This is a genomic window from Streptomyces sp. SA15 (genome assembly GCF_002291145.1).
Taxonomy (GTDB): Bacteria; Actinomycetota; Actinomycetes; order Streptomycetales; family Streptomycetaceae; genus Streptomyces.
Genome location: NZ_NTGE01000111.1, coordinates 40346 through 59502, shown reverse-complemented (window position 1 = coordinate 59502; position 19157 = coordinate 40346). Strand labels below are relative to the sequence as shown.

Sequence of the window (19157 nt, the reverse complement as noted above, 5' to 3'; positions counted from 1 at the left end):
TTTGGCGGCAACCTTTCCGTGCGGGGCGGCGACCCACCAGCGGTCCGATACCCCCCGCACGGAAGGTACGCCGCATGAGCGAGCACCGCGGCAAGGCGAACGACAGGCCCCGCCACCGCAGAAGGAGGACCGCGCTGGCGGTCGGCGTCCCACTGGCGCTGACCGCCGCCGGGACCATGGCCTACGGCACCGACCTCGGCGTCTTCGGCGAGGACGCCCAGCACACGGCGTCCGCCGCGACCGCCGCCGCCTGGGCGGCCGAGACCGCCGACGGCTTCGCCTCCGTCAACGCGCTCGGGCAGAACGGCACGTACGGCGGCCGGGACGGCAAGACCGTCACCGTGAAGACGCTCGCCGACCTGGAGAAGTACGCGACCGCGCCCGAGCCGTACGTCATCGTCGTCGCGGCGACGATCAACATGAACCCGGTGGGCAAGGAGATCAAGGTCCAGTCGGACAAGACCATCGTCGGCGCCGGCACCTCCGGGCAGATCGTCGGCGGCGGCTTCTTCCTCGGCTCCGGCGTGCACAACGTGATCATCCGGAACCTCACGATCCGGGACTCGTACCAGGGCATCTGGAACGACAAGGACCACGACTTCGACGCGATCCAGATGGACGGCGCCCACCACGTCTGGATCGACCACAACGACCTGCGGCACATGGCGGACGGGCTCATCGACGTCCGCAAGGACAGCACGTACGTGACGGTCTCCTGGAACAAGCTGAGCGACAACAACAAGACCTTCGGCATCGGCTGGACCGAGAACGTCGTCACCGACATCACGATCCACCACAACTGGTTCCGCGAGACCGAGCAGCGCAACCCTTCGACGGACAACGCCGCCCACGCGCACCTCTACAACAACTACCTGGAGGACGTGTCCGGCACCACGATCAAGTCCTCCTACGGCAACTACTCGCGCGGCAAGACCAAGATGGTCCTGGAGAACTCCTACTTCCAGGGCATGAACAACCCCGTCACCAAGGACAGCACCGCGGCCGTCGTCCAGAAGGGCAACACCTTCGTGGGCACCAGCGGGCGCAACGAGAGCGGGGGTACGGCCTTCGACCCGAAGTCGTACTACGGCTACACCCTCGACAAGACGGCGGATGTGCCGGGGCTGCTGAAGTCGGGGACGGGCCCGCGCACTTCGATCGGTACGACGGCGGCCGCCACGAAGGCGGCTGCGGCGACCACCCTCACGGTCGCCAAGGACGGCAGCGGCCAGTACAAGACCGTGCAGGCCGCGGTGAACGCCGTACCGGCGAACAACCCCTCCCGTGTCGTGATCGCCGTCAAGCCGGGCACGTACCGCGAATTGGTGAAGGTCCCCGCCAACAAGCCGCACGTCACCATCCAGGGCACGGGCGGCAGCCGTAAGGACACGGTGATCGTCTACAACAACGCGTCGGGCACTCCCAAACCCGACGGTTCCGGCAACTACGGCACGTCCGGCAGCGCCAGCGTCGCCGTCGAGGCGGACGACTTCCAGGCCCGCAACCTGACCATCTCCAACGACTTCGACGAGGCCGCCAACCAGTCGCTCTCCGGCCACCAGGCCGTCGCCCTGCGCACCGCCGCCGACAAGGTGATGCTGGACGGCGTCATCGTCACGGGCGACCAGGACACCCTGCTCCTGGACACGGCCGCCAAGGACAAGCTGGGCCGGGTCTACATGACCAACTCCTACGTCACCGGCAACGTCGACTTCATCTTCGGCCGGGCGACGGCGGTGATCGACAAGTCGGTCATCACGCTGAAGAAGCGCTGGAACGGCACCTCGGCCGGTTACATCACGGCCCCGTCGACCGCCGCGAACCGCAAGGGCATCCTGATCGCCAACTCCACGGTGAACGGCGACGTGTCGTCCGGCACCTTCTACCTCGGCCGCCCCTGGCACGCCGGCGGCGACGCCGCCCTCGACCCGCAGACCACGGTCCGCAACACCAACCTCAGCGCCGCGATCAAGTCCACTCCCTGGACCGACATGAGCGGCTTCTCCTGGAAGGACGACCGCTTCGCCGAGTACAAGAACACGGGCCCGGGCGCGGGTTCGGCGAGCGGCGACCGCCCACAGCTGACGGACGCGCAGGCATCCGGGCAGGAGGTCGGGGACTGGTTGGGGGACTGGACGCCGACCGCTTCCTGACCTCTTCTCCCCTTCTCCCCTTATCCCCTTCGAACCCCTTCTCCCCTTCCTCTCCCCTTCTTCCGGCCCCGGCCCTGATCGTAGAGTCAGTCGATCTAGGCTGGGGCCGGATCATGGAAGCGGCGGGGAGCCACGGGGAACAGCGGGGGAGCGGAAGAGTGCAGGCGGAGCGGATAGAGCGGCACCGGGTCGGCGAGGCGGCGGTCTCGGCCGTACGTGAGGACTTCGCCAACCGGATCGGCTCACGGGTCCGGTCGATGTCGAAGGCCGGGCCGGTGACGGCGTACGAGTGGTGGACGCTGGCGGAGGAGTTCGTCGACTACCTGGGCGCGCTGTCCGTCGAGACGCCCGATCTCGACACCCCGGAGGCGAAGGCGGTGTTGCAGGACGCCGCCGAGGCCGCCGCCGGAGCGGTGGCGTACGCGGCGTACTACCCGCACCACCACTTCCAGGTCTTCCTCAACTACGTCAACTGGGGCATGGTCTACGACGCCGGGTCCGAGGGCGGCCCGGAGCCGGTCACCGCCGCCGAGTGGCTCGACGCCTTCTGCCTGGCCGTCCTCGCCGGCAAGGCCGAATGGCACGGCGAGGCCTTCCAGTTCGCCCGCGAACATCCCCAGAAGAACCGGGCCGGACGCCCAGACGCCGAGCTGATCAACGGCTTCATGGCGTACGTCATCGGCGACACCGGAGACGACGACGCGGACTACCCGCCGTCCCGCGAGGAGAAGCTGGCCGCGATCGACGCGTCCCTGGCACGGATCCGGGCCCTGGACGCCGAGGTGCCCGAAGACCTGCCGGCCGGGTCACACGGCATCGCCCTGCACGCCCTGCGCGCGCTGACCGCCGGCGACCAGGAGCAGTTCGGGAGAGCGGTGGTACGGCTGCTGCTCCCCCTGACCGCCCTCCCCGGCCCGGGAGCACGCCCGCGCAGCCTGCTACCACTGCTCCCCCTCGCGCTCACGGCACTGGCGTACCGTCGCGAGGGCTGGCCGTCCCCCGTCGACACCGGCTACCTCCCGCACGCGCTGATCACCGGCTTCGAGACCCCGCCGCCGAGAGTCGGCGCGTACGGCCGTGACCGGCGCGCGGACGCGATCACCGAACTGGCCCACGGTGTGGTCGAGTTCGAACGTCCCGTGGATCCGCAGCCGCTGACCCTGGAGAGCGCGGCCCAGTTCGAGCGGTTCACCAGGGAGGCCTTCACACCCGTGCCCGGGGAACGGCTCGCCGTCTGGCAGCTGGCGCACGCCATGACCGACCAGGAGATCCTCTTCAAGACCCGCGCCTCGCACTCCGCCGACGTCACGGACCTCCAGCTCGCAAATCTGCGGCTCGCCGCGGAGTTGGGCGCCGCGCTCTTCCGTACGACGCTCGCCGAACCCGGCACCGACATCGAGGTGACGATCGACGGTACGACCGTGACGTACCCCGCGGGCCGTGACGACGAAGCCGGCCCCGACGCCTGGCACAAGGCCGTCGACTTCGCCCTGATCACGGGCCGCCGCGAGGACCTGGCACCGCTGGTCCTGGCCGGCCCGACCTGCGCCGGCAAGGACGGCTCCCTCTTCGCCTCGTACCGCGAGGCCCTCCACGACTACCTGCGCTGCGAGGACCCGGAACCGGCCACGGAGCGCGCGCTGCGGGACTGCGAGAAGGCGAAGGACCAGGGCTTCTTCCCACCGCCGGCGGTCCTCTTCTCCCAACTCGTGGAGGGCGACGAGCAGAGCTTCAACCTGGCCCTCCTCGACGCCCTGGAAGCCCACCGCGACCACCACCGCATCGCCGACCGCGCCACGGACTGCGACGCCGCGATCAACCTGGACATCCTGGCGCTGACGTGCCATGCGCGTCGGCGGGGCTGGAACATCGGGGTGGTGTCACCGTATTTGCCGGCGCGGATTCTGGGGGCGGCGGTGCCGTTCTAATCGCAGACCAATTGGCAGATTTGTTCCACCGGCAAGCTCTCGTGACCTGCGGTTTTCGCTTGCGGGGGTGGAACAGATCTGCCAATCGCCCCCTGGGGGCCACTACCTTAGGAGTCCAGCAGCGTTCCTGGCAGGTTGAACTCCGCTGTTCGGCCCGTGGTGAGGTTTACGTGGGTCACCGTGTGGTCCGTGTAGAGCAGCCAGCCCGCGTCGCTCGGCGTGAGGCCGAGTGACGCTGTCAGGCCGGCGATCCGGGCGTGGTGGCGCGTCTTGCCGGTGCCGGTGTCGATCTCGATCAGCTCGGTCTCGTCTCCGACCGCCACCGCTAGCACGATCGACGAGTCCGTGGTCGCCGTAGTCGCCGCCACGCCGTCGACCCGGCCGCCCGTCACGGAAACCGTCGTCGCGGCCGATGCGCGCGTGACGGTGGTCCTGACAGCGCCGGGCCCACCGCTGGAGGACGAGGAACGCACGATCACGGGGTGGCCGTCCGGGCAGGCGAGCGCCGTGATCTCCGTACCGCTCGGCACCGCCACGGATGTCACCTTGCCGTCGGCGAGCTCCGCCACCGCGACCTCGGTGTCACTGCCGAGGCAGACCTTGTCCGAGGTCGGGTCGGAGGCGGCGAGCCCGATGGTGCCGGGGATCTTCAGCTCCCGTCGGGTGGACCAGTCGGAAGGGTCCCTGACCAGCACGCTGGACGCGGAGGCGTGGCCGGCGGTCTCGGTGTCCGGCAATCCCGCGACCTCGGCGACCAGGGTCCGGCCGGGCAGCAGGCGGCGCAGCCGCTCGTCGCCGGTGAGGCTGTCGAGCACGTGATCCTTCCTGTTCACCAGGTATCGCCGGTCCGGCCCGCTCCCGCCGCGTGGCACGGTCACCAGCCAGCGTCCGTCGGCCAGTTGGACGATGTGCGGGCTGACGGCCTCCGTGTCGTCGGACTGCTGGGGTACGACCGCGAGACTCTCCGCGCGTGCCCGGTTCGGATTGATTCCCACCACCGTCACCAGGCCGTCCACCCTGACCAGCGCGAACGTCGTCGCCCCTGCCCAGTCCTCGCCCAGCTCCGCCCCGCCCGGCCCGGAACAGGCGGCCGCCAGCAGGGCAAGGCCACCGAGTGCGGCACGCAGGCCGCCGTACGTACGGTTCGACCGTGCCATGAACGGCTCACCATTCCTTCATCGCGTCCGTCGGCGACATCCGCGCCGCCCTGTGCGCCGGGCCCAGCGCACCCGTCGCCACCACCAGAACCGTCAGTGCCAGAAACGTCAGCAGAACTCCGGGCGCCGGCAGCGGAACCCAGCCTTTGGCATACGGCGCCAGGTCGGCGCTGCCGCGCATCAGGGCCGCGCCCACACCGCCGAGCAGCGCGCCGAGCCCAGCACCGAGCAGGGCGGCGATCGCTCCGGTCAGCGCCATTTCCGCGACCAGCATGGCCAGCACCGCCCTGGTACGGAATCCGACCGCCTTGAGGATGCCGATCTCCTGCGCCCGCTGACGCGACAGCGCGCCCGTCACTGTGACCGCGCCGACGAAGGCCAGTACGCCGAGCACCCCGAGCAGCACCCGCCCGACCAACTTGATCAGCTCCAGCACCGCGGGCAGCGCGTCGAGCTGCTGGCGGAGGGTGACCGCCGGATACCCCATGGCCTGGACCGACTTCATCACCGCCGGGACGTCCGCAGCCGTCCCGGCGACGACGGTCAGCTGGTCGTAGCCGACGGTGCTCAGGTAGCGGTCGACCGGTTCCCCGGCGCGTTCCGCGGCCCACCTGACCACGTCGGAGTCGGCCGCGTAGGCCGCGTCCGGGCCGTCCAGCTGCCAGGTCGGGTCGTAGACGCCGACGAGACGGGCGTGGCGGGTGACTCCGGTGCCCTCGCCGGGTCGTACGTAACGGATCGTCTCGATCTCGATCTTCCGGCCCAGCATCCGGCCCAGGTCCACGCCCTGGGAGGTCGCGGGTGCCACGACCTCGCCGGAGCGCAGGGGGAAGAGCCGGGCCCGGACCGACCTGGTGACCGGCGGTGGGAGCGCCGCGCGGTAGGTCGTCGCGTAGAGCAGGGCGGCGCCCCCGGCCGGTGTGGACGCCCCGAACGAGGCCTGGACCCGGTGCTGCACGGACGCCACGTGCGGCAGCCTCGCCAGCCGGGCCGCCGTACCCGCCGTCAGGGGCGCAGTGCCAGGATGGTCGTCGGGCCTGTCGACCGTGATGCTGCGGTTGGCCGCGCTCTCCTTGACACCGGAGTCTGTGGCGCTCTGCGCACGGTCGGCGATCCCGAGTGCGCCCAGGCAGACGGCGCCGGCGACGGAGACGAGCGCGACGAGACCGTACATCCGCTGGCGCAGCGCACGGACGTTGGCCCAGGCCAGCGAGACGATGTTCATGCGTCGCTCCCCTCGGTCACCAGTGCTCCCGCATCCAGGCGGTGCACCACGTCCGCCGTGTCGGACACGGCCGGGTTGTGCGTCACGAGCACGACCGCCCGTCCCTCGTCCGCCAGTTCGCGGAAGAGACCGAGCAGTACCCGCTCGCTCCCCTCGTCGAGATTGCCGGTGGGCTCGTCCGCCAGTACCACGGGAGGATCGTTGACCAGGGCGCGTGCGAGAGCGACTCGCTGCTGCTCGCCGCCGGAGAGCTCACCGGGCACGTGACACGCCCGCTCGGCCAGGCCCACTCGGTCCAGAAGCCGACGGGCGCGTTCCTCTCCTTGAGCACGGCGTCCGACGTACGGCACCGCGACGTTGCGGAGGGCCGAGTGCTGCGGCAGCAGGTTGTAGTGCTGGAAGACGAAACCGATCCGGCGGCGACGGACGTCCGCGAGGGCGTTGTCGGTGAGTCCTGATGTGTCGGTCTCCCCGACGAGCACCCGGCCGTGGTCCGGTTCGGTCAACAGGCCGAGGATGTGCAGCAACGTGGTCTTACCGGAACCGGAGCGGCCGACCAACGCCGTGATCTCTCCCGGCCTCACAGTGAGGTCGACGCTCTGCAGCACGTCGACTCTTTTTCCTCTCAGGGAGTAGGACTTGCCGACGCCCTCGGCCCGCAACAACGCGCTCACCGCACTTCCGCCCTTTTTCCGTACGTGCTCCTGCCGTCCCGGCTCGGCATCCAGCCCATGAGGCCGCGCAGTTGCCGGTCCAGCGTCCAAACGCCCCATGTGGTCTTGAGGTCACAGGCGGTGTCCCCGCCACCGACCTGATACAGATCGGGCAACCCGGGACAGCCCCGGTACGCCGCGACGCCATGTCGCAGGGCCTCCCGCAGCGACGCGTCCAGTGCGCCGCCGAGCAGCGAGTAGGCACGTACGACCAGCGCGTAGTCGTAGACCGATACGAACCGGGCGGGATGCCGTGCCCACTGCTCCAGTGCCTCCGAGGTGATCCAGGCCGGGATCCGGCCCGGCTGCCCGGCGTCGGCCATGCCGACGGCGACCGTGGCGGCCGCGACCACCGCTTCCGGGGTGTCCAGTGCCCAGGGACGGACCCTGGGAGCGCCGATCTCGGTACCGGCGTCGGCGCAGTTGAGGGCGGTGCGCTGCCACTGGGTGGCGTTCTGCTCGGTCACGGTGGTGGCCAGCACCGCCGGATCGGAGCAGAGGTGCGCCGCCTGCCCGTCCACATCTCCGTCCGTCGCGACCCTCCGCAGGGCCGCGCGGCTGAGGCGTTCGGCAGCCTCCTGACCGACGGCACCGGTCTTCTCATCACGATCGAGCGCCGCGACCAGCCGGGGATCTTCGACCGGCCGGCCGGCGAGCGCCCGGAGTCGTTCGACGAAGAGCGAGGCATCCGGGTTGCCGACGTAGGTGTCGGGGTCGCGTACGGTCCCGTCGTCGAGTCGCTCGCTCTCGAACCTCTTCACCACGGGCGCGAACACGCTCTCCGGAGAGCCGGCCGCCTTCAAGGTGTGGACCAGGAAGTAGACATGCTCGTAGGAGAGAGTCGCCGCGCCCTCCCGCAGTACCTCCTCCCACGTCCTGCGGTCGATGTCGGGCCGTTCGCCGGCCGCCTCCTGAATCAGGACATAGCTGTAGGTGTCGTAAAGCCGGTCCGCCCGGCCGTTCGGCGTCAGCGTCGCCCAGTCATGTGTGCGAGGCGCGTCGACATCCATGAGAGTCGCGGGCACCGGCCGGCCGAGCAGACGCAGGGCACAGGCCAGCGCCGCGCGTTCGTCGAGTGGGCGTGGTTCGCCGGCCAGCGAGCTCAGCCAGTCCGCGGTGACCGACGGCCCGGGCCGCCCGAGTGCCTTGAGTACGTCGAGCGCGGCCCACGTCGCGCCCAGCCGGGCCGCGTCCCCGTCATCGCCCAGGGCGGGGTCGACGTACCAGCCGCCCTCCGTCCGCAGCTTCTCCACGGCCGCCACGTCGCTCGCGCCCAGCGCCTCCGCGGCACCCGCCCGGCGCAGCGGAATCAGCCAGGTCCGCCCCCACAACGGGGACGCCGCCAGCGCCTCCCCGCGCATCGACGCGACGCGCGCTGCCGACATGCTCGTCCTGATGCCGCGACCCAGTTCCGACAACGTGCGCAGCGCGTAGGACTGGGCCTCCGGAGGCGCCGGCTGGTTCCGCAGGAACGGCGGATAGTGGTAGCCGTTGTGTCTGCTGACCAGGAGATCGAACTGCCGGTCGGCGGGTGCACGCGTCTCGGACTGCCCCGCAGTGCTGGCACACGAGGACAGCAGTACGGCACACACCGCCATCCCGGCACCGGTCAAGAGGCGCCCGCGTAGGCGCACTTCTCGCTGACCTTGATCGCGCCGGTCACCTGGGCCGAGCCGCAACTACGGGTCGAGACGTATGCGGTGCCCTTGCTCGGGCGCATCTGGCCGAACGTGTCGGAGATGCCGGCGTTGGTGTTCTTCCAGCGCACAACGCCGAGGGACTTGCGCACCATCGTCAGCGTCGCTTCGGGATTCTTGGAGATCGAGACGGAGACGCTGACACCGTGCGCCTCGAGTTCGGCGCGGTTCTGGATCCACCGTGCCTTCCTCGGATTCTTGCCCGACATCTTCGTCGACGCCTTCCAGTCGCACGCGCTCGCGTAGAGGGTGCAGTGCCAGGCGTTGACCGCGATCCTGTTGCCACCCGGTACGCCCACCGATGTGGAGGCCGAGGTCGCGTGGGTAGGCGTCGCTGAGAGCACAAGGGCCATCGCCGCCAGGGCGGCAGAGGAACCCTGCAGCAGGCGCGCACGCATGCGCTTGTTCATGGGGATCGTCTCCTGTGGGGTGACCGCGACAGCGGGCCTCTTTCATACAGCGCGACAATCCCGCAAAACACAGTGCTGATCACTCTTCGTAGTGATCAACACTGGAATATGCCTCCTGGAGGATCAAGACAGGGACTGCGGCTGACGCAAGCCGGTTCGAGGCCGGCCGTTCCTACTCCACCAACCGACAAGCATCGCTCGGTTCGCCGACCGCGCCACGGACTGCGCCGCCGCGATCAACCTGGACATCCTGGCGCTGGCCTACCATGCGCGGCGGCGGGGCTGGAGCATCGGGGTCGCTTCGCCATGTTTGCCGGCGCGGATTCTGGGGGCGGCGGTGCCGTTCTAGGCGCACGCTTCGCGCTTTCCTCACCGCTTCATCGGCCTCATCCTCCAGCACTCCGTACCCGGCAAGCTCTACGGTGGACGTCCGGTCACCCCGCATCGTCCCTGCCGGAGAGGAGAAACCGATCATGGCTCATGAGGTGGATCCCCACTCCTGCGAGAGAACACCCGAGGCGATCAGGGCCGCCCTGCAACGCCGCCCCGACTGGTTGCAAGCCTTCGAGCAGGATTGGCTCAGCGCCGCAGCCGACTTCGATCAGTCCGCGCTCGACGCCGTGACCGACAAGTGGCTCCCTTTCGCCTGCGCCTGCGCGACGCCCGGCTATCTGGATGACGTGGAACAGACGGTCAAGCGGATGACGGAGGGCGACACCGAAGGCATGGTCTTCCGCGACGCGGACGGAAACGCCTACGACGCCGACAACCACCCCATCGACGCGGGCAGGCGCGGGTGAGCGCGTACGCGATCCGGTACGTCGACCGCGCGGCGCTGTGCAAGGCCGGACTGAGCCGCCCCGCCGCAGCAGTCACCCCTCCCGGCTGGTGATCCGCACCGAACAAGAAGCGCGGCCAGCCCCCCTCACCCGCCACCGTCATGCGGATGCTGCGCGAGCAGCCCCATCATGCTCCGTATGCAAGCGTTTGTTGAAGAAGAGGCTGAGACCCCCGACGCACAGCGGCGCCTGTGCTCGGATGTGGCCATGGAGCCTATATGGACGAGCGTTGTGGCAGTGGCAGGCACCCTGCTGGGCGCCGTTGCGACCTATCCGTTTCAGCGACTCGCGGCGAAGCAACAGACGTTGCGCGATGAGCGGATCGCCGCGTACACCGCCTTCGCAGCCGCGATCGAGGATTTCCGGTGGGGCCAGGCCGAACGCTTCTTCCATAAGCAACGGAATGACACGGCGGCTTACGAAAAGGCATACCACGAGGGCCACCGTCTGCGAATGACCGCGCGCCAAGCGTTCTACCGCCTCAAGCTGGTCACCGACGACGACTTTTTGGTGACCCTCGCCCGGACGGCTCTGGACCGTACGCGGGACATACACAACGCCGAGCAGGATGCGGAAGCGCGGAATCGACTGAACACGACGGCCAAGGAAGCCATCGAAGCCTTCGTCGACTACGCATCGAAGCACGTCCAATGACTCACACCGATCCGAGCGCAGGAACCCCACCCGCATTCCTACTCGCCCCATCAGACACGACCCGCTGGCCGACCGCGGCGAAGGCGTCCGCCAGTCGGGGAAGCAGCGGGCCTCAGCCGCCGAACGCCAGCCCCTCCCCCGCCAACCGCACCCGGATCCCGTCCTCCTCCACCCGCACATCCCTCAGCCGCAGCTCGCCCTCGGGCGGCTCCGGGAGCTGGAATCCCAGGTTGAGCTGGTCGGCGAGGACCGGGCGGGTCAGTCGGGAGAGGGAGTCGAGGAGGGGTGCGTCGAAGCCGAGGCGGTCCAGTACCTCGGGGTGGGCCAGGGCCAGGTCGAGGAGGTTGACCCGCATGGCCTGGTGGACGAAGCGCGGGGAGCCGGTGAGTTCGGCGAGGCGGTCGTCGTTGTTCAGGGCCTCGCGGACCGTCGACCCGGGCACCCCCATGCTGCGTACGACGGACGGCACCGCCAGCAGCGACCGCACCTTGCGGGTCTCGCGGGCGAGGTCGGCCGCCGACTTCGGCGTCAGGTGCAGGCCCTGCGAGGCGCGGACCCCGGGCCGGTACGTCGCCAGGTCCCCGATGTCCAGGCGCATTCCGCCGATCCGCGTGTTGATGCCCTGGTCGCCGTCGCGCCCGATGCGGACGTCGGCCCGCAGCCGCAGATCGTGTCCGGCGACCGGCAGCGTGCCGCGCGCCGAGATCCGGTCGCGGCCTGCGCCGGTGAACGTCACCTGGGACGCGCCGAGTTCACGGTTCATGTCGGCGAAGGAGAGCAGGACGTCGCCGTGCAGCTCGGGCACGCGGGCGCCGCGTATGGAGGTCGGCCCGTCACCGTCGAGCCGTACGTCATGGGCCGTCGCCGACACCGCGGCCAGCGTGACCCGGTCGGCGGCCACGTCCGGGACGGTCACCTTCACCGAGTCCAGGCGCCCGTCGACGAGTTGGGGCAGGAAGGGAAAGCCGCCGATCTCCACCTCGGGTGCCGCGGTGAGGTCCATACGGTCCTTGAGGGCGTCCGCCGCGCGGTGCTCGGCGTAGAGCAGGGCCCAGCGGTCGGCGAGGGTGAGGAAGGCGGCGAGGACCACCAGGCCCACCACCGCCTTCAGCGCGAACGGCAGGGCGGAGAAGCGACGCCGGCGGCGGCGGTTTCCCCGGCCGTGGTCCGGCGGGGCCCAGGGATCACCCTCTTCGGGGTCTCCGGGGCCTCGGGGGTCTCCAGTGTCTCGGGGGTCTCCGGGGTCTCCGGCGTCTCCGGCGTCTCCGGGGTCTCCGGGGTCTCCGGGGGCTCCGGGGTCTCCGGGGTCTTCGTGGAGGTAGTCCTCCAGCGGCCCGTCGTCCAGGGCTCCCAACTCTTCGTATGGGTTTGTGTAGCGATGCGTCACTATGTGGTGGGGGGTACGCATCGATCCATCCGATCATGCGTACGCCCCCCACCCGCAACCTCTATCGGAGGTATGCGACTCAGCTCACGATCGTCAGCTCACGACCGTGATCCGGTTCGTCGTCGGCGGCGCGATCGGATTCGTCGCCGAGGAGTTGGCCATCAGGTACTTCTCCAGTGCGGCCAGGTCGTCGCCGCCGACCAGGTCGTTCGTGCCCTGCCCCAGCGTGGGGATGCCGTCGCCGCCGCCCGCGAGGAAGCTGTTCGTCGCGACGCGGTAGGTGGCGGCAGGGTCGATCGCCGTGCCGCCCAGCTTGATGGAGTCGGTGACCACCCGGTCGGCGCCCGTCTTCGTCATGTCCAGCGTGTACGTCAGACCGGTCGACGGCAGCAGGATCCTCGGCGCGGCCGTGTTCGAGCCGCTCACCTGCTCCTTGAGGATCTGAATGATCTGCGCGCCCGTGAAGTCCTGGAGGTTCACGGTGTTGGAGAACGGCTGCACGGTGAAGCCCTCGGCGTACGTCACCACTCCGTCGCCCTCGCTGCCCTTGGCCGCGTAGGTCAGCCCGGCGCGGACACCGCCCGGGTTCATCAGCGCGAGGTCGGTCTCGGGGTCGAGTTCCTTGCCGTACGCCAGCTGCGCGTCCGCGATCAGGTCGCCCATCGGGGACTCGGTGCCGGTGTTCGGGATGTCGGCGGAGATGTAGCCGATCGCGCGGTTGCCGATGGGCGCCGCGAGGGTGTTCCACTTGCTGATCAGCTGGGTCATGTCGGGCGCCTTGGGGACAGTCCGGGTGACCACGTGGTTCGCGGACTGTACGGCCGTACGCGCGATGTCACCGGTCCAGCGGTCGTACGTCAGCGTGGTGTCCGTGTAGAGGCGGCCGAAGGCCGCGGCCGAGGTGACCATGCGCGGCTTGCCCGCCGGGTCGTTGATGGTGCACACGTACGCCGAGTGGGTGTGGCCGGTGACCAGCGCGTCGACCTGCGGGGTGATGTTCTTGGCGATGTCGACGATCGGGCCGGAGATGCCGTCGCCCGCGCCGGGCGCGTCGCAGTCGTAGTTGTACGCCGACGAGGCCGGCGCCCCGCCCTCGTGGATGAGCGCGACGATCGACTTCACGCCCTGGCGCTGCAGCACCTTGGCGTACTTGTTGATCGTCTCGACCTCGTCCTTGAACTTCAGGCCCTTGACGCCCTCGGCGGAGACGACGCCCGGGGTGTCCTCCAGGGTCACGCCGATGAAGCCGACCTTGACGTCCTTCTTCTTCCACACCCAGTACGGCTTGAGGATCGGCTTGCCGGTCTTCTCGTCCAGGACGTTCGCGGCCAGGTACGGGAAGTCGGCGCCCTCGAACTCCTCGTCCGTGTAGCAGCCGTCGGTGGGGTGGCAGCCGCCGTTCTGCAGGCGGGCCAGCTCGCGGGCGCCCTCGTCGAACTCGTGGTTGCCGACGGACGTGACGTCCAGCTCCAGCTTGTTCAGCGCCTCGATGGTGGGCTCGTCGTGGAAGAGGCCCGAGATCAGCGGGGAGGCGCCGACCATGTCGCCGCCGGCCGCGGTGATGGAGTACTTGTTGCCCTCACGGGCCTCGCGCAGGTGGGTGGCGAGGTACTCGACACCACCGGCGTCGATGGTCTTCGTCGTCCCGTCCTCGTGCACCTCGGTGACCCGGCCGGAGGAACCGGACGGCGGCTCCAGGTTGCCGTGCAGGTCGTTGAAGGACAGCAGTTGTACGTCCTGGTAGCGGCCCGGCACCGGAGCGCCCGGCTTGCCCTTGGTCTCGCCCGCGGTCGCCGCCGTCGGCAGCGCGGCGGCCAGGGCGCCGACGGTGGCGAGACCGGCGGCCGCGGCGAGGAGTCGGCGTGTACGACGTCTGCGGCGCACGGCATCCGGTCGGCGCGGCTGGGATATGGCTGGCATACGCCCCCCTGTGGGTCTGGTGAGTCGGTGGCCCCGTCCGGCGCAGCCTAGGGTCAACGCGCGTAGCGCGACAGAGGGTTCGCGGTTACATCCTGGTTGCTTCTTTGCCGCCACTTTGCCGGGGCGGCCCCTTACCCTCGTACGCATGACCAGCGACGACACCGGACGCCCCGGCATCTCCCGCTCGATCGAAACCCACTCCGCGCTCTCCCCGGAGCAGACCGAGGCCGTGCTCGGGCTGCTCGCGGAGGCCGCCCGGAACGACGGGCAGCAGGCGGTGTCCGAACAGGGCCGGTTGCAGCTGCGCGGCGGTCCACGTGAGGGCGTGTCCCATTTGCTGCTGTATGTGGACGGCGAACTCGTCGGCTACGCCCAGTTGGAGGACACGGATCCGGTGGAGGCGCCGGCGGCGGAACTGGTCGTCCACCCCTCGCACCGGGGCCACGGCCACGGCCGCGCCCTCGGCTCGGCGCTCCTCGCCGCGTCCGGCAAACGGCTGCGGGTGTGGGCGCACGGCGGCCACGCCGCGGCGCGGCACCTGGCGCAGGTCCTCGGGCTCACCCTCTTCCGCGAACTCCGCCAGTATCGGCGGCCGTTGACGGGGATGGACCTGCCCGACCCGGTCCTGCCCGAGGGCGTGGCCGTCCGGACCTTCGTACCCGGCGCGGACGACGCGGCCTGGCTCGAGGTGAACGCGGCCGCCTTCGCCCACCATCCCGAACAGGGCTCCTTGACCCAGCGGGACCTCGACGACCGCAAGGCCGAGCCGTGGTTCGACCCGGCGGGCTTCTTCCTGGCCGAGCGCGAAGGACAACTGATCGGCTTCCACTGGACCAAGGTCCACGCGGAGGAGCGGCTGGGCGAGGTGTACGTCCTGGGTGTGCGGCCCGGGGCACAGGGCGGCGGACTCGGAAAGGCCCTGACGACGATCGGGCTGCGGCATCTGGCGGGGCAGGGCGTGCCGACGGCGATGCTGTACGTCGACGCCGACAACAAGGCCGCGGTGTCGGTGTACGAGCGGTTGGGGTTCGTCACGTACGAGACGGATCTGATGTACCGGACGGAGACGTGACGCTGCCGTACTGACCGTCGCCCCGCGTCCAAGGCGCCCTGGAACCTGCCGACTTCGCGGTCACCAACCGGTCTTCCGAACCTCGATCAGGCGTCTCGATCAGGCGTCGGCCAGGTCCGGGCCTCGCATGGCGCCGGTCAGTGGGGCCAGTACGCGCCATCCCATCGCCTCGTACAGAGCCCGGCCCTCCGGCGTCGCGCCCAGCACGCCCGCCGTGGCGCCCTGACCGGCGGCCGCGTCGGCGAGCGCGCGCATCACCAGGCGGCCGAGACCGCGGCGCCGGTGGGCGGGGTCGGTCTCCACTTGGTCGACGACGGCGGTGGGGCCGGTGACGGCGATCTGACCCCGTGCGGCGAAGGCACCGTCGGTGCCGCGCACCAGGACGCGGGTGACGCCGGCGCGGGTCCAGGTGCGCAGCCGGTAGCCGTCAGGGGTTGCGGCCGGGGCCTCGGCGTGGGCGGCGCGCAGTGCGGCGGACATGAGGAAGCCGGGGCCGCCGGCGAGGGACCAGCCGGGGGCGAGCCAGGTCGCGAGGGTCTCCGGTGACACCAACGTCTTCAGCCAGACGCCGGGGGCGGTGGCGTTCTCGGTGATCTTGCGGACGGTCGCTTCGTCGGCGGTGGGCAGGACGTGGCGCTCGACGTGCCCGGACAAGCCGACATCGATGGTGAAACCCCAGGGCCGGGGCGCCGGTTCGGCCGCGCCGCGCGAAGCGGCCCAGCCGTGGGTCCATGCTCGTACCGCCTCGGTCGTGTTCCCGAAAGGCAAGGCTCCCCCAGGGTTAGGTAATAGATGACACGGCGATTCATTCATTACACGGTGTCTCGCTCATTACATCAAGTCCGGCCCTCCGGTTGTCCACCGTTCCTGTTCAGCGTGGCGTCGTTCAGCGTGACGTCGTTCAGCGTGGCGTCGTTCAGCGTGGCGTCGCGAGTCGTCTCCGACCGGCACCGAGCGGTGTCCGCCGCCTCCGTAACGGCTCCGGCCCGCACCACCCCCACACCAGCACCGCCCCCACCAGCACCGCCGCCCATCGCTGGTGCGCGGCCTCCCAGCGCAGGTCGCCGACCGGCACGAACAGCGTCCACCGACCGGGCAGCAGCAGCGGGGCGAGGACCGCGGTGGTCAGGACGCCGGCCGCCACGGACGGTCCCGGCTCGGGCTCGTCCGTGAGCCGTAGGGCGGTGGCCGCGGCGGCCAGGGCGAGGGCGGCGGTCGCGGCGGCCTCCAGGGTGACGGCGCCGATCGGGGGCCGCACCTCGCGCGGGGTCAGGGCCAGTGCGGCCGTCCACCACAGCGCGGCCACCGGCGCGACCAGCGCCACCCGCAGACCCGTCCGTATCCAGCGCGGGGTCGTGACGGGTGTGGTGATGTGGCGGGCGGGGTCGTCCAGCAGGAACGCCAGGCCCAGCGCGAAGGCGAGGGCGCCGGCGCGCAGCAGGTTGAGGGCCATCCACGGGTCGGGCGGGGAGGACAGCAGGCGCGGCAGCGCGACGATCAGGAGGCCTACGACCGCCCCCGCGCCCAGCGCCCGCCAGGGCACCGTACGCGCCACGGCGGACACCAGCACTCCGCTCATTCCCCTCATTCCCCGCACTCGTCGCCCCCCTTGGGCACCTCGGTCCCCAACACCCGGGCCACCTCCGCCGTGGTCACCCCCGGCTTCGTCACCTCACCCCAGTGCTCCTTCACCGCGGCGGTCACCTCCGCGCGCGGGCGCGTCAGCAGCTCCCGTACGACATCCGTCTGCCCCTCGGACATGGACAGCGGGTTGGTCGGCGCGAGGACGATCGCCGAGCCGGTCACGCTGTCGTCGAGGCGGACGTCGCGGAACTCGGACATCGGGTCGGGGGCGCCTCCCAGGGCCAGCCACATCACCGTGACCATCCGGCCGTCGCACAGCTCGGCGCCCTTCGCCTCGTCGCCCGCCACCAGCACGGAGGCGACGGCGACCGCGAACTCCGGGACCCGGTTGCCGCCCCAGCGCGTACCGACGGTCACCTGGTGGGGTGTCGTGGACGGCTGGAGCGCCGAGTCGCCGGTGAGGCCGTACCGGGCCTCGATCCGCTGCCGTACGAGCAACCGCTGCTCGGCCGCCGGCCCGCTCGCGAGGGACTGGACTCGGTCGACGACTTCGGCCCAGGTGCCCGCCCGGCCGGTCCACTCCGGGAACGCGCAGTACCGCGAGTCGCCCTCCCGGACGCACGTCTGGTCCTTCTCCGGGGTGAGCGAGGCCCGCTGCCGGGCCGCGGTCACCTCCGCCGAGACGCCCCCGGACTGTCCGACCGCGCCGGTCAGCGTCAGGGCGAGCGCGCCCGCGACGCCCGCCTTGACGGGCCAGTTCCGGCCGCCGCCCGCCAGTACGGCGACCGTGGCCGCCAGCAGCACGAGCCCGGTCAGAAAGAGGGCGTGCCAGGCGGCGGGCCGGCCGATCAGGTCGGACGGCAGCGTCTCGGTGCTGTTCTCACCGACGACCGGCGTGAGCCAGCGGCTCCACTCCGCGCCGCTCGTGCCCGCGGAGACGAACAGGGAGATCGTGAAGAGGCCGATCACGAGGACCGGGGCGGCGAACGTCGTCGGGATCAGCCGGGCGAACACCAGCCCGAGGGCGCCGCACAGCAGCACGAGCAGGGGACCGACGGCCAGTTCGGCCACCGATCCGTGGCCCACCGCGCCCGGCCTGAGCGCCTGCCAGGTGAACTCGCCCAGCACGACCAGCGCGGTGAGCAGCCCGAACGGCACGACGGACAGGGCGTGGGCGACCGTACGCCGCCACGGCTCCATGACCAGCACGTCGAAGTGCCGGTCGGTGTCGCGCCGGCGGCCGCGCAGCGCGGCCCGGTTGACGCAGACGAGCAGCGCGATCCCCAGGAGGACAGGCACGTTCTGCGTCGCCCGGTCGGCGTCCTGGAGCGCCGGGTAGGCGTCCATGCCGTCGCGCTCGAACAGCAGTGTCCAGAGGGTGTAGCCGACGTACACGAGCAGGGTGACCGCCACCGGGATGTACCGCAGGAGATCGCGCGCCTCGAAGCGGGCGAGGGCGAACACGGCCGCCCATGCCCGGCGCGGCTCGCTGTGCACGACGGGCGGGGCCGTCGCTTCCATGACCGCGTTCATGCCGCCGCCACCTCCGCGCCCGCGCCGTCGAGGGTGAGCAGGTAGCCGTCCTCCAGGGTGGGTTCGAGGAGTTCGGCGCCGGGTGGCGGGCCGCCCACGTTGCGGAAGGAGCCGGTGCCGGTGCGCCAGCCGGCCATCGCGCCCGGGTCGCGTTCCGTACTGCTCCACACCCGGCCGGCGGCCCGTGTGGTCAGTTCGGCCGGGGTGCCGTCGAAGAGGATCCGGCCGCCGGCCATCACCAGGACCCGGTGGCAGAGCATCGCCACGTCCTCCGTCTGGTGGGTGGACAGCAGCACCGTGCGCCCCTCCCCCGCCTGTGCGATCAACTCCCTGAACCGCATGCGCTGTTCGGGGTCCAGGCCGACGGTCGGCTCGTCGAGGACGAGGAAGCCGGGGTCGCCGACGAGCGCGGCCGCCAACGCCACCCGCTGCCGCATCCCGCCGGACAGCTTCTTCATGCGCCTGCCGCGTACGTCGCCGAGGTCGACCTCCTCCAGCACTCGCCGCACCTCACGGTGCCGGGCGGTCCGGTCGGTCAGCTCCTTGAGGATGGCCACGTAGTCGACGAACTCGAAGGCCGTGAAGTCCGGGTGGAAGCCGGGGGTCTGGGGCAGATAGCCGAGCGCGCGCCGCACCTCCTGCCGGCCGCGCGCGGTGCCCGGGTCGTTCCCGAGCACGGTGAAGGCGCCCCGGTCGGCGGGCACGGCCGTGGCCAGCACACGCAACAGGGTGGTCTTTCCGGCGCCGTTGGGCCCGAGCAGCCCGGTGACGCCCCGCGTCAGCCGCAGCGACACGTCGTCCAGGGCGCGCGTACCGCCGTAGCGGAGGCTGAGCCCGGAGGCGGAGACGGTGGGGGTCATACGGCACTCCCGTAGAAGAGATCGA

At 70.7% G+C, this 19157-nt stretch carries 17 protein-coding genes; 6 read left to right on the top strand and 11 right to left on the bottom strand.

From position 1 onward, the window contains the following. Positions 1–74 precede the first annotated feature (74 nt). Entirely contained in the window at positions 75–2153 is a 2079-nt protein-coding gene (locus CLM62_RS25280; protein WP_095752195.1) for a pectinesterase family protein, read from the top strand. A gap of 158 nt (positions 2154–2311) precedes the next feature. Beyond that, positions 2312–4081, top strand: coding sequence for an immunity 49 family protein (locus CLM62_RS25275; protein WP_306457934.1), 1770 nt, complete (start codon positions 2312–2314; stop codon positions 4079–4081). A gap of 107 nt (positions 4082–4188) precedes the next feature. Here the strand turns inward: CLM62_RS25275 and CLM62_RS25270 are convergent, their stop codons facing one another. Genes CLM62_RS25270 through CLM62_RS25250 form a run of 5 tightly spaced genes read right to left on the bottom strand, consistent with a single transcriptional unit; the run spans position 4189 to position 9283 of the window. Then, positions 4189–5238 carry a hypothetical protein gene (locus CLM62_RS25270; RefSeq protein WP_095752193.1) on the bottom strand — a complete coding sequence of 350 codons (1050 nt, stop codon included), beginning with the start codon at positions 5236–5238 and terminating at the stop codon, positions 4189–4191. A 7-nt stretch (positions 5239–5245) separates the two neighbouring features. Then, a complete protein-coding gene (locus CLM62_RS25265; RefSeq protein WP_095752192.1) occupies positions 5246–6463 on the bottom strand; it encodes an ABC transporter permease in 1218 nt (405 codons plus the stop codon). Then, on the bottom strand, positions 6460–7137 hold the full coding sequence (locus CLM62_RS25260) for an ABC transporter ATP-binding protein (RefSeq protein ID WP_257004082.1): 678 nt from the start codon (positions 7135–7137) through the stop codon (positions 6460–6462). The genes CLM62_RS25265 and CLM62_RS25260 overlap by 4 nt, the downstream gene beginning before the upstream one ends. After that, positions 7134–8789, bottom strand: coding sequence for a hypothetical protein (locus CLM62_RS25255; RefSeq protein ID WP_143659142.1), 1656 nt, complete (start codon positions 8787–8789; stop codon positions 7134–7136). The genes CLM62_RS25260 and CLM62_RS25255 overlap by 4 nt, the downstream gene beginning before the upstream one ends. Next, positions 8786–9283, bottom strand: a complete 498-nt coding sequence (locus CLM62_RS25250) for a hypothetical protein (protein ID WP_257004081.1) — start codon at positions 9281–9283, stop codon at positions 8786–8788. Before CLM62_RS25250 ends, CLM62_RS25255 begins: the two co-directional genes overlap by 4 nt. Positions 9284–9476: 193 nt before the next feature. On the opposite strand from CLM62_RS25250, the gene CLM62_RS53155 reads away from it, so the two are divergent. The 3 genes from CLM62_RS53155 to CLM62_RS25240 all read left to right on the top strand — a co-directional run bounded on the left by CLM62_RS53155 (position 9477) and on the right by CLM62_RS25240 (position 10776). Beyond that, a complete protein-coding gene (locus tag CLM62_RS53155) occupies positions 9477–9632 on the top strand; it encodes an Imm49 family immunity protein (protein WP_107483823.1) in 156 nt (51 codons plus the stop codon). 124 nt (positions 9633–9756) lie between these two features. Continuing rightward, complete coding sequence (locus tag CLM62_RS25245; protein WP_095752189.1) at positions 9757–10083, top strand: DUF6247 family protein; 327 nt, start codon at positions 9757–9759, stop codon at positions 10081–10083. Positions 10084–10260: 177 nt separating this feature from the next. Then, positions 10261–10776 carry a hypothetical protein gene (locus CLM62_RS25240; protein ID WP_257004080.1) on the top strand — a complete coding sequence of 172 codons (516 nt, stop codon included), beginning with the start codon at positions 10261–10263 and terminating at the stop codon, positions 10774–10776. A gap of 112 nt (positions 10777–10888) precedes the next feature. On the opposite strand, the gene CLM62_RS25235 is transcribed toward CLM62_RS25240, so the two are convergent. Beyond that, on the bottom strand, positions 10889–12184 hold the full coding sequence (locus CLM62_RS25235; RefSeq protein ID WP_095752188.1) for an LmeA family phospholipid-binding protein: 1296 nt from the start codon (positions 12182–12184) through the stop codon (positions 10889–10891). A gap of 72 nt (positions 12185–12256) precedes the next feature. Further along, positions 12257–14083, bottom strand: coding sequence for a bifunctional UDP-sugar hydrolase/5'-nucleotidase (locus tag CLM62_RS25230; protein WP_095752187.1), 1827 nt, complete (start codon positions 14081–14083; stop codon positions 12257–12259). Between the two features lie 145 nt (positions 14084–14228). Between CLM62_RS25230 and mshD the strand changes: the two genes are divergently transcribed. Further along, entirely contained in the window at positions 14229–15155 is a 927-nt protein-coding gene (gene mshD, locus CLM62_RS25225) for a mycothiol synthase (RefSeq protein ID WP_095752186.1), read from the top strand. A gap of 99 nt (positions 15156–15254) precedes the next feature. Here the strand turns inward: mshD and CLM62_RS25220 are convergent, their stop codons facing one another. The 4 genes from CLM62_RS25220 to CLM62_RS25205 all read right to left on the bottom strand — a co-directional run bounded on the left by CLM62_RS25220 (position 15255) and on the right by CLM62_RS25205 (position 19132). Further along, positions 15255–15923, bottom strand: a complete 669-nt coding sequence (locus CLM62_RS25220) for a GNAT family N-acetyltransferase (protein ID WP_095752185.1) — start codon at positions 15921–15923, stop codon at positions 15255–15257. Between the two features lie 148 nt (positions 15924–16071). Then, on the bottom strand, positions 16072–16734 hold the full coding sequence (locus CLM62_RS25215) for an ABC transporter (protein ID WP_257004079.1): 663 nt from the start codon (positions 16732–16734) through the stop codon (positions 16072–16074). A 5-nt stretch (positions 16735–16739) separates the two neighbouring features. Next, entirely contained in the window at positions 16740–18272 is a 1533-nt protein-coding gene (locus tag CLM62_RS25210; protein ID WP_095752183.1) for an ABC transporter permease, read from the bottom strand. After that, complete coding sequence (locus CLM62_RS25205; RefSeq protein ID WP_095752182.1) at positions 18269–19132, bottom strand: ABC transporter ATP-binding protein; 864 nt, start codon at positions 19130–19132, stop codon at positions 18269–18271. The genes CLM62_RS25210 and CLM62_RS25205 overlap by 4 nt, the downstream gene beginning before the upstream one ends. Positions 19133–19157 lie beyond the last annotated feature (25 nt).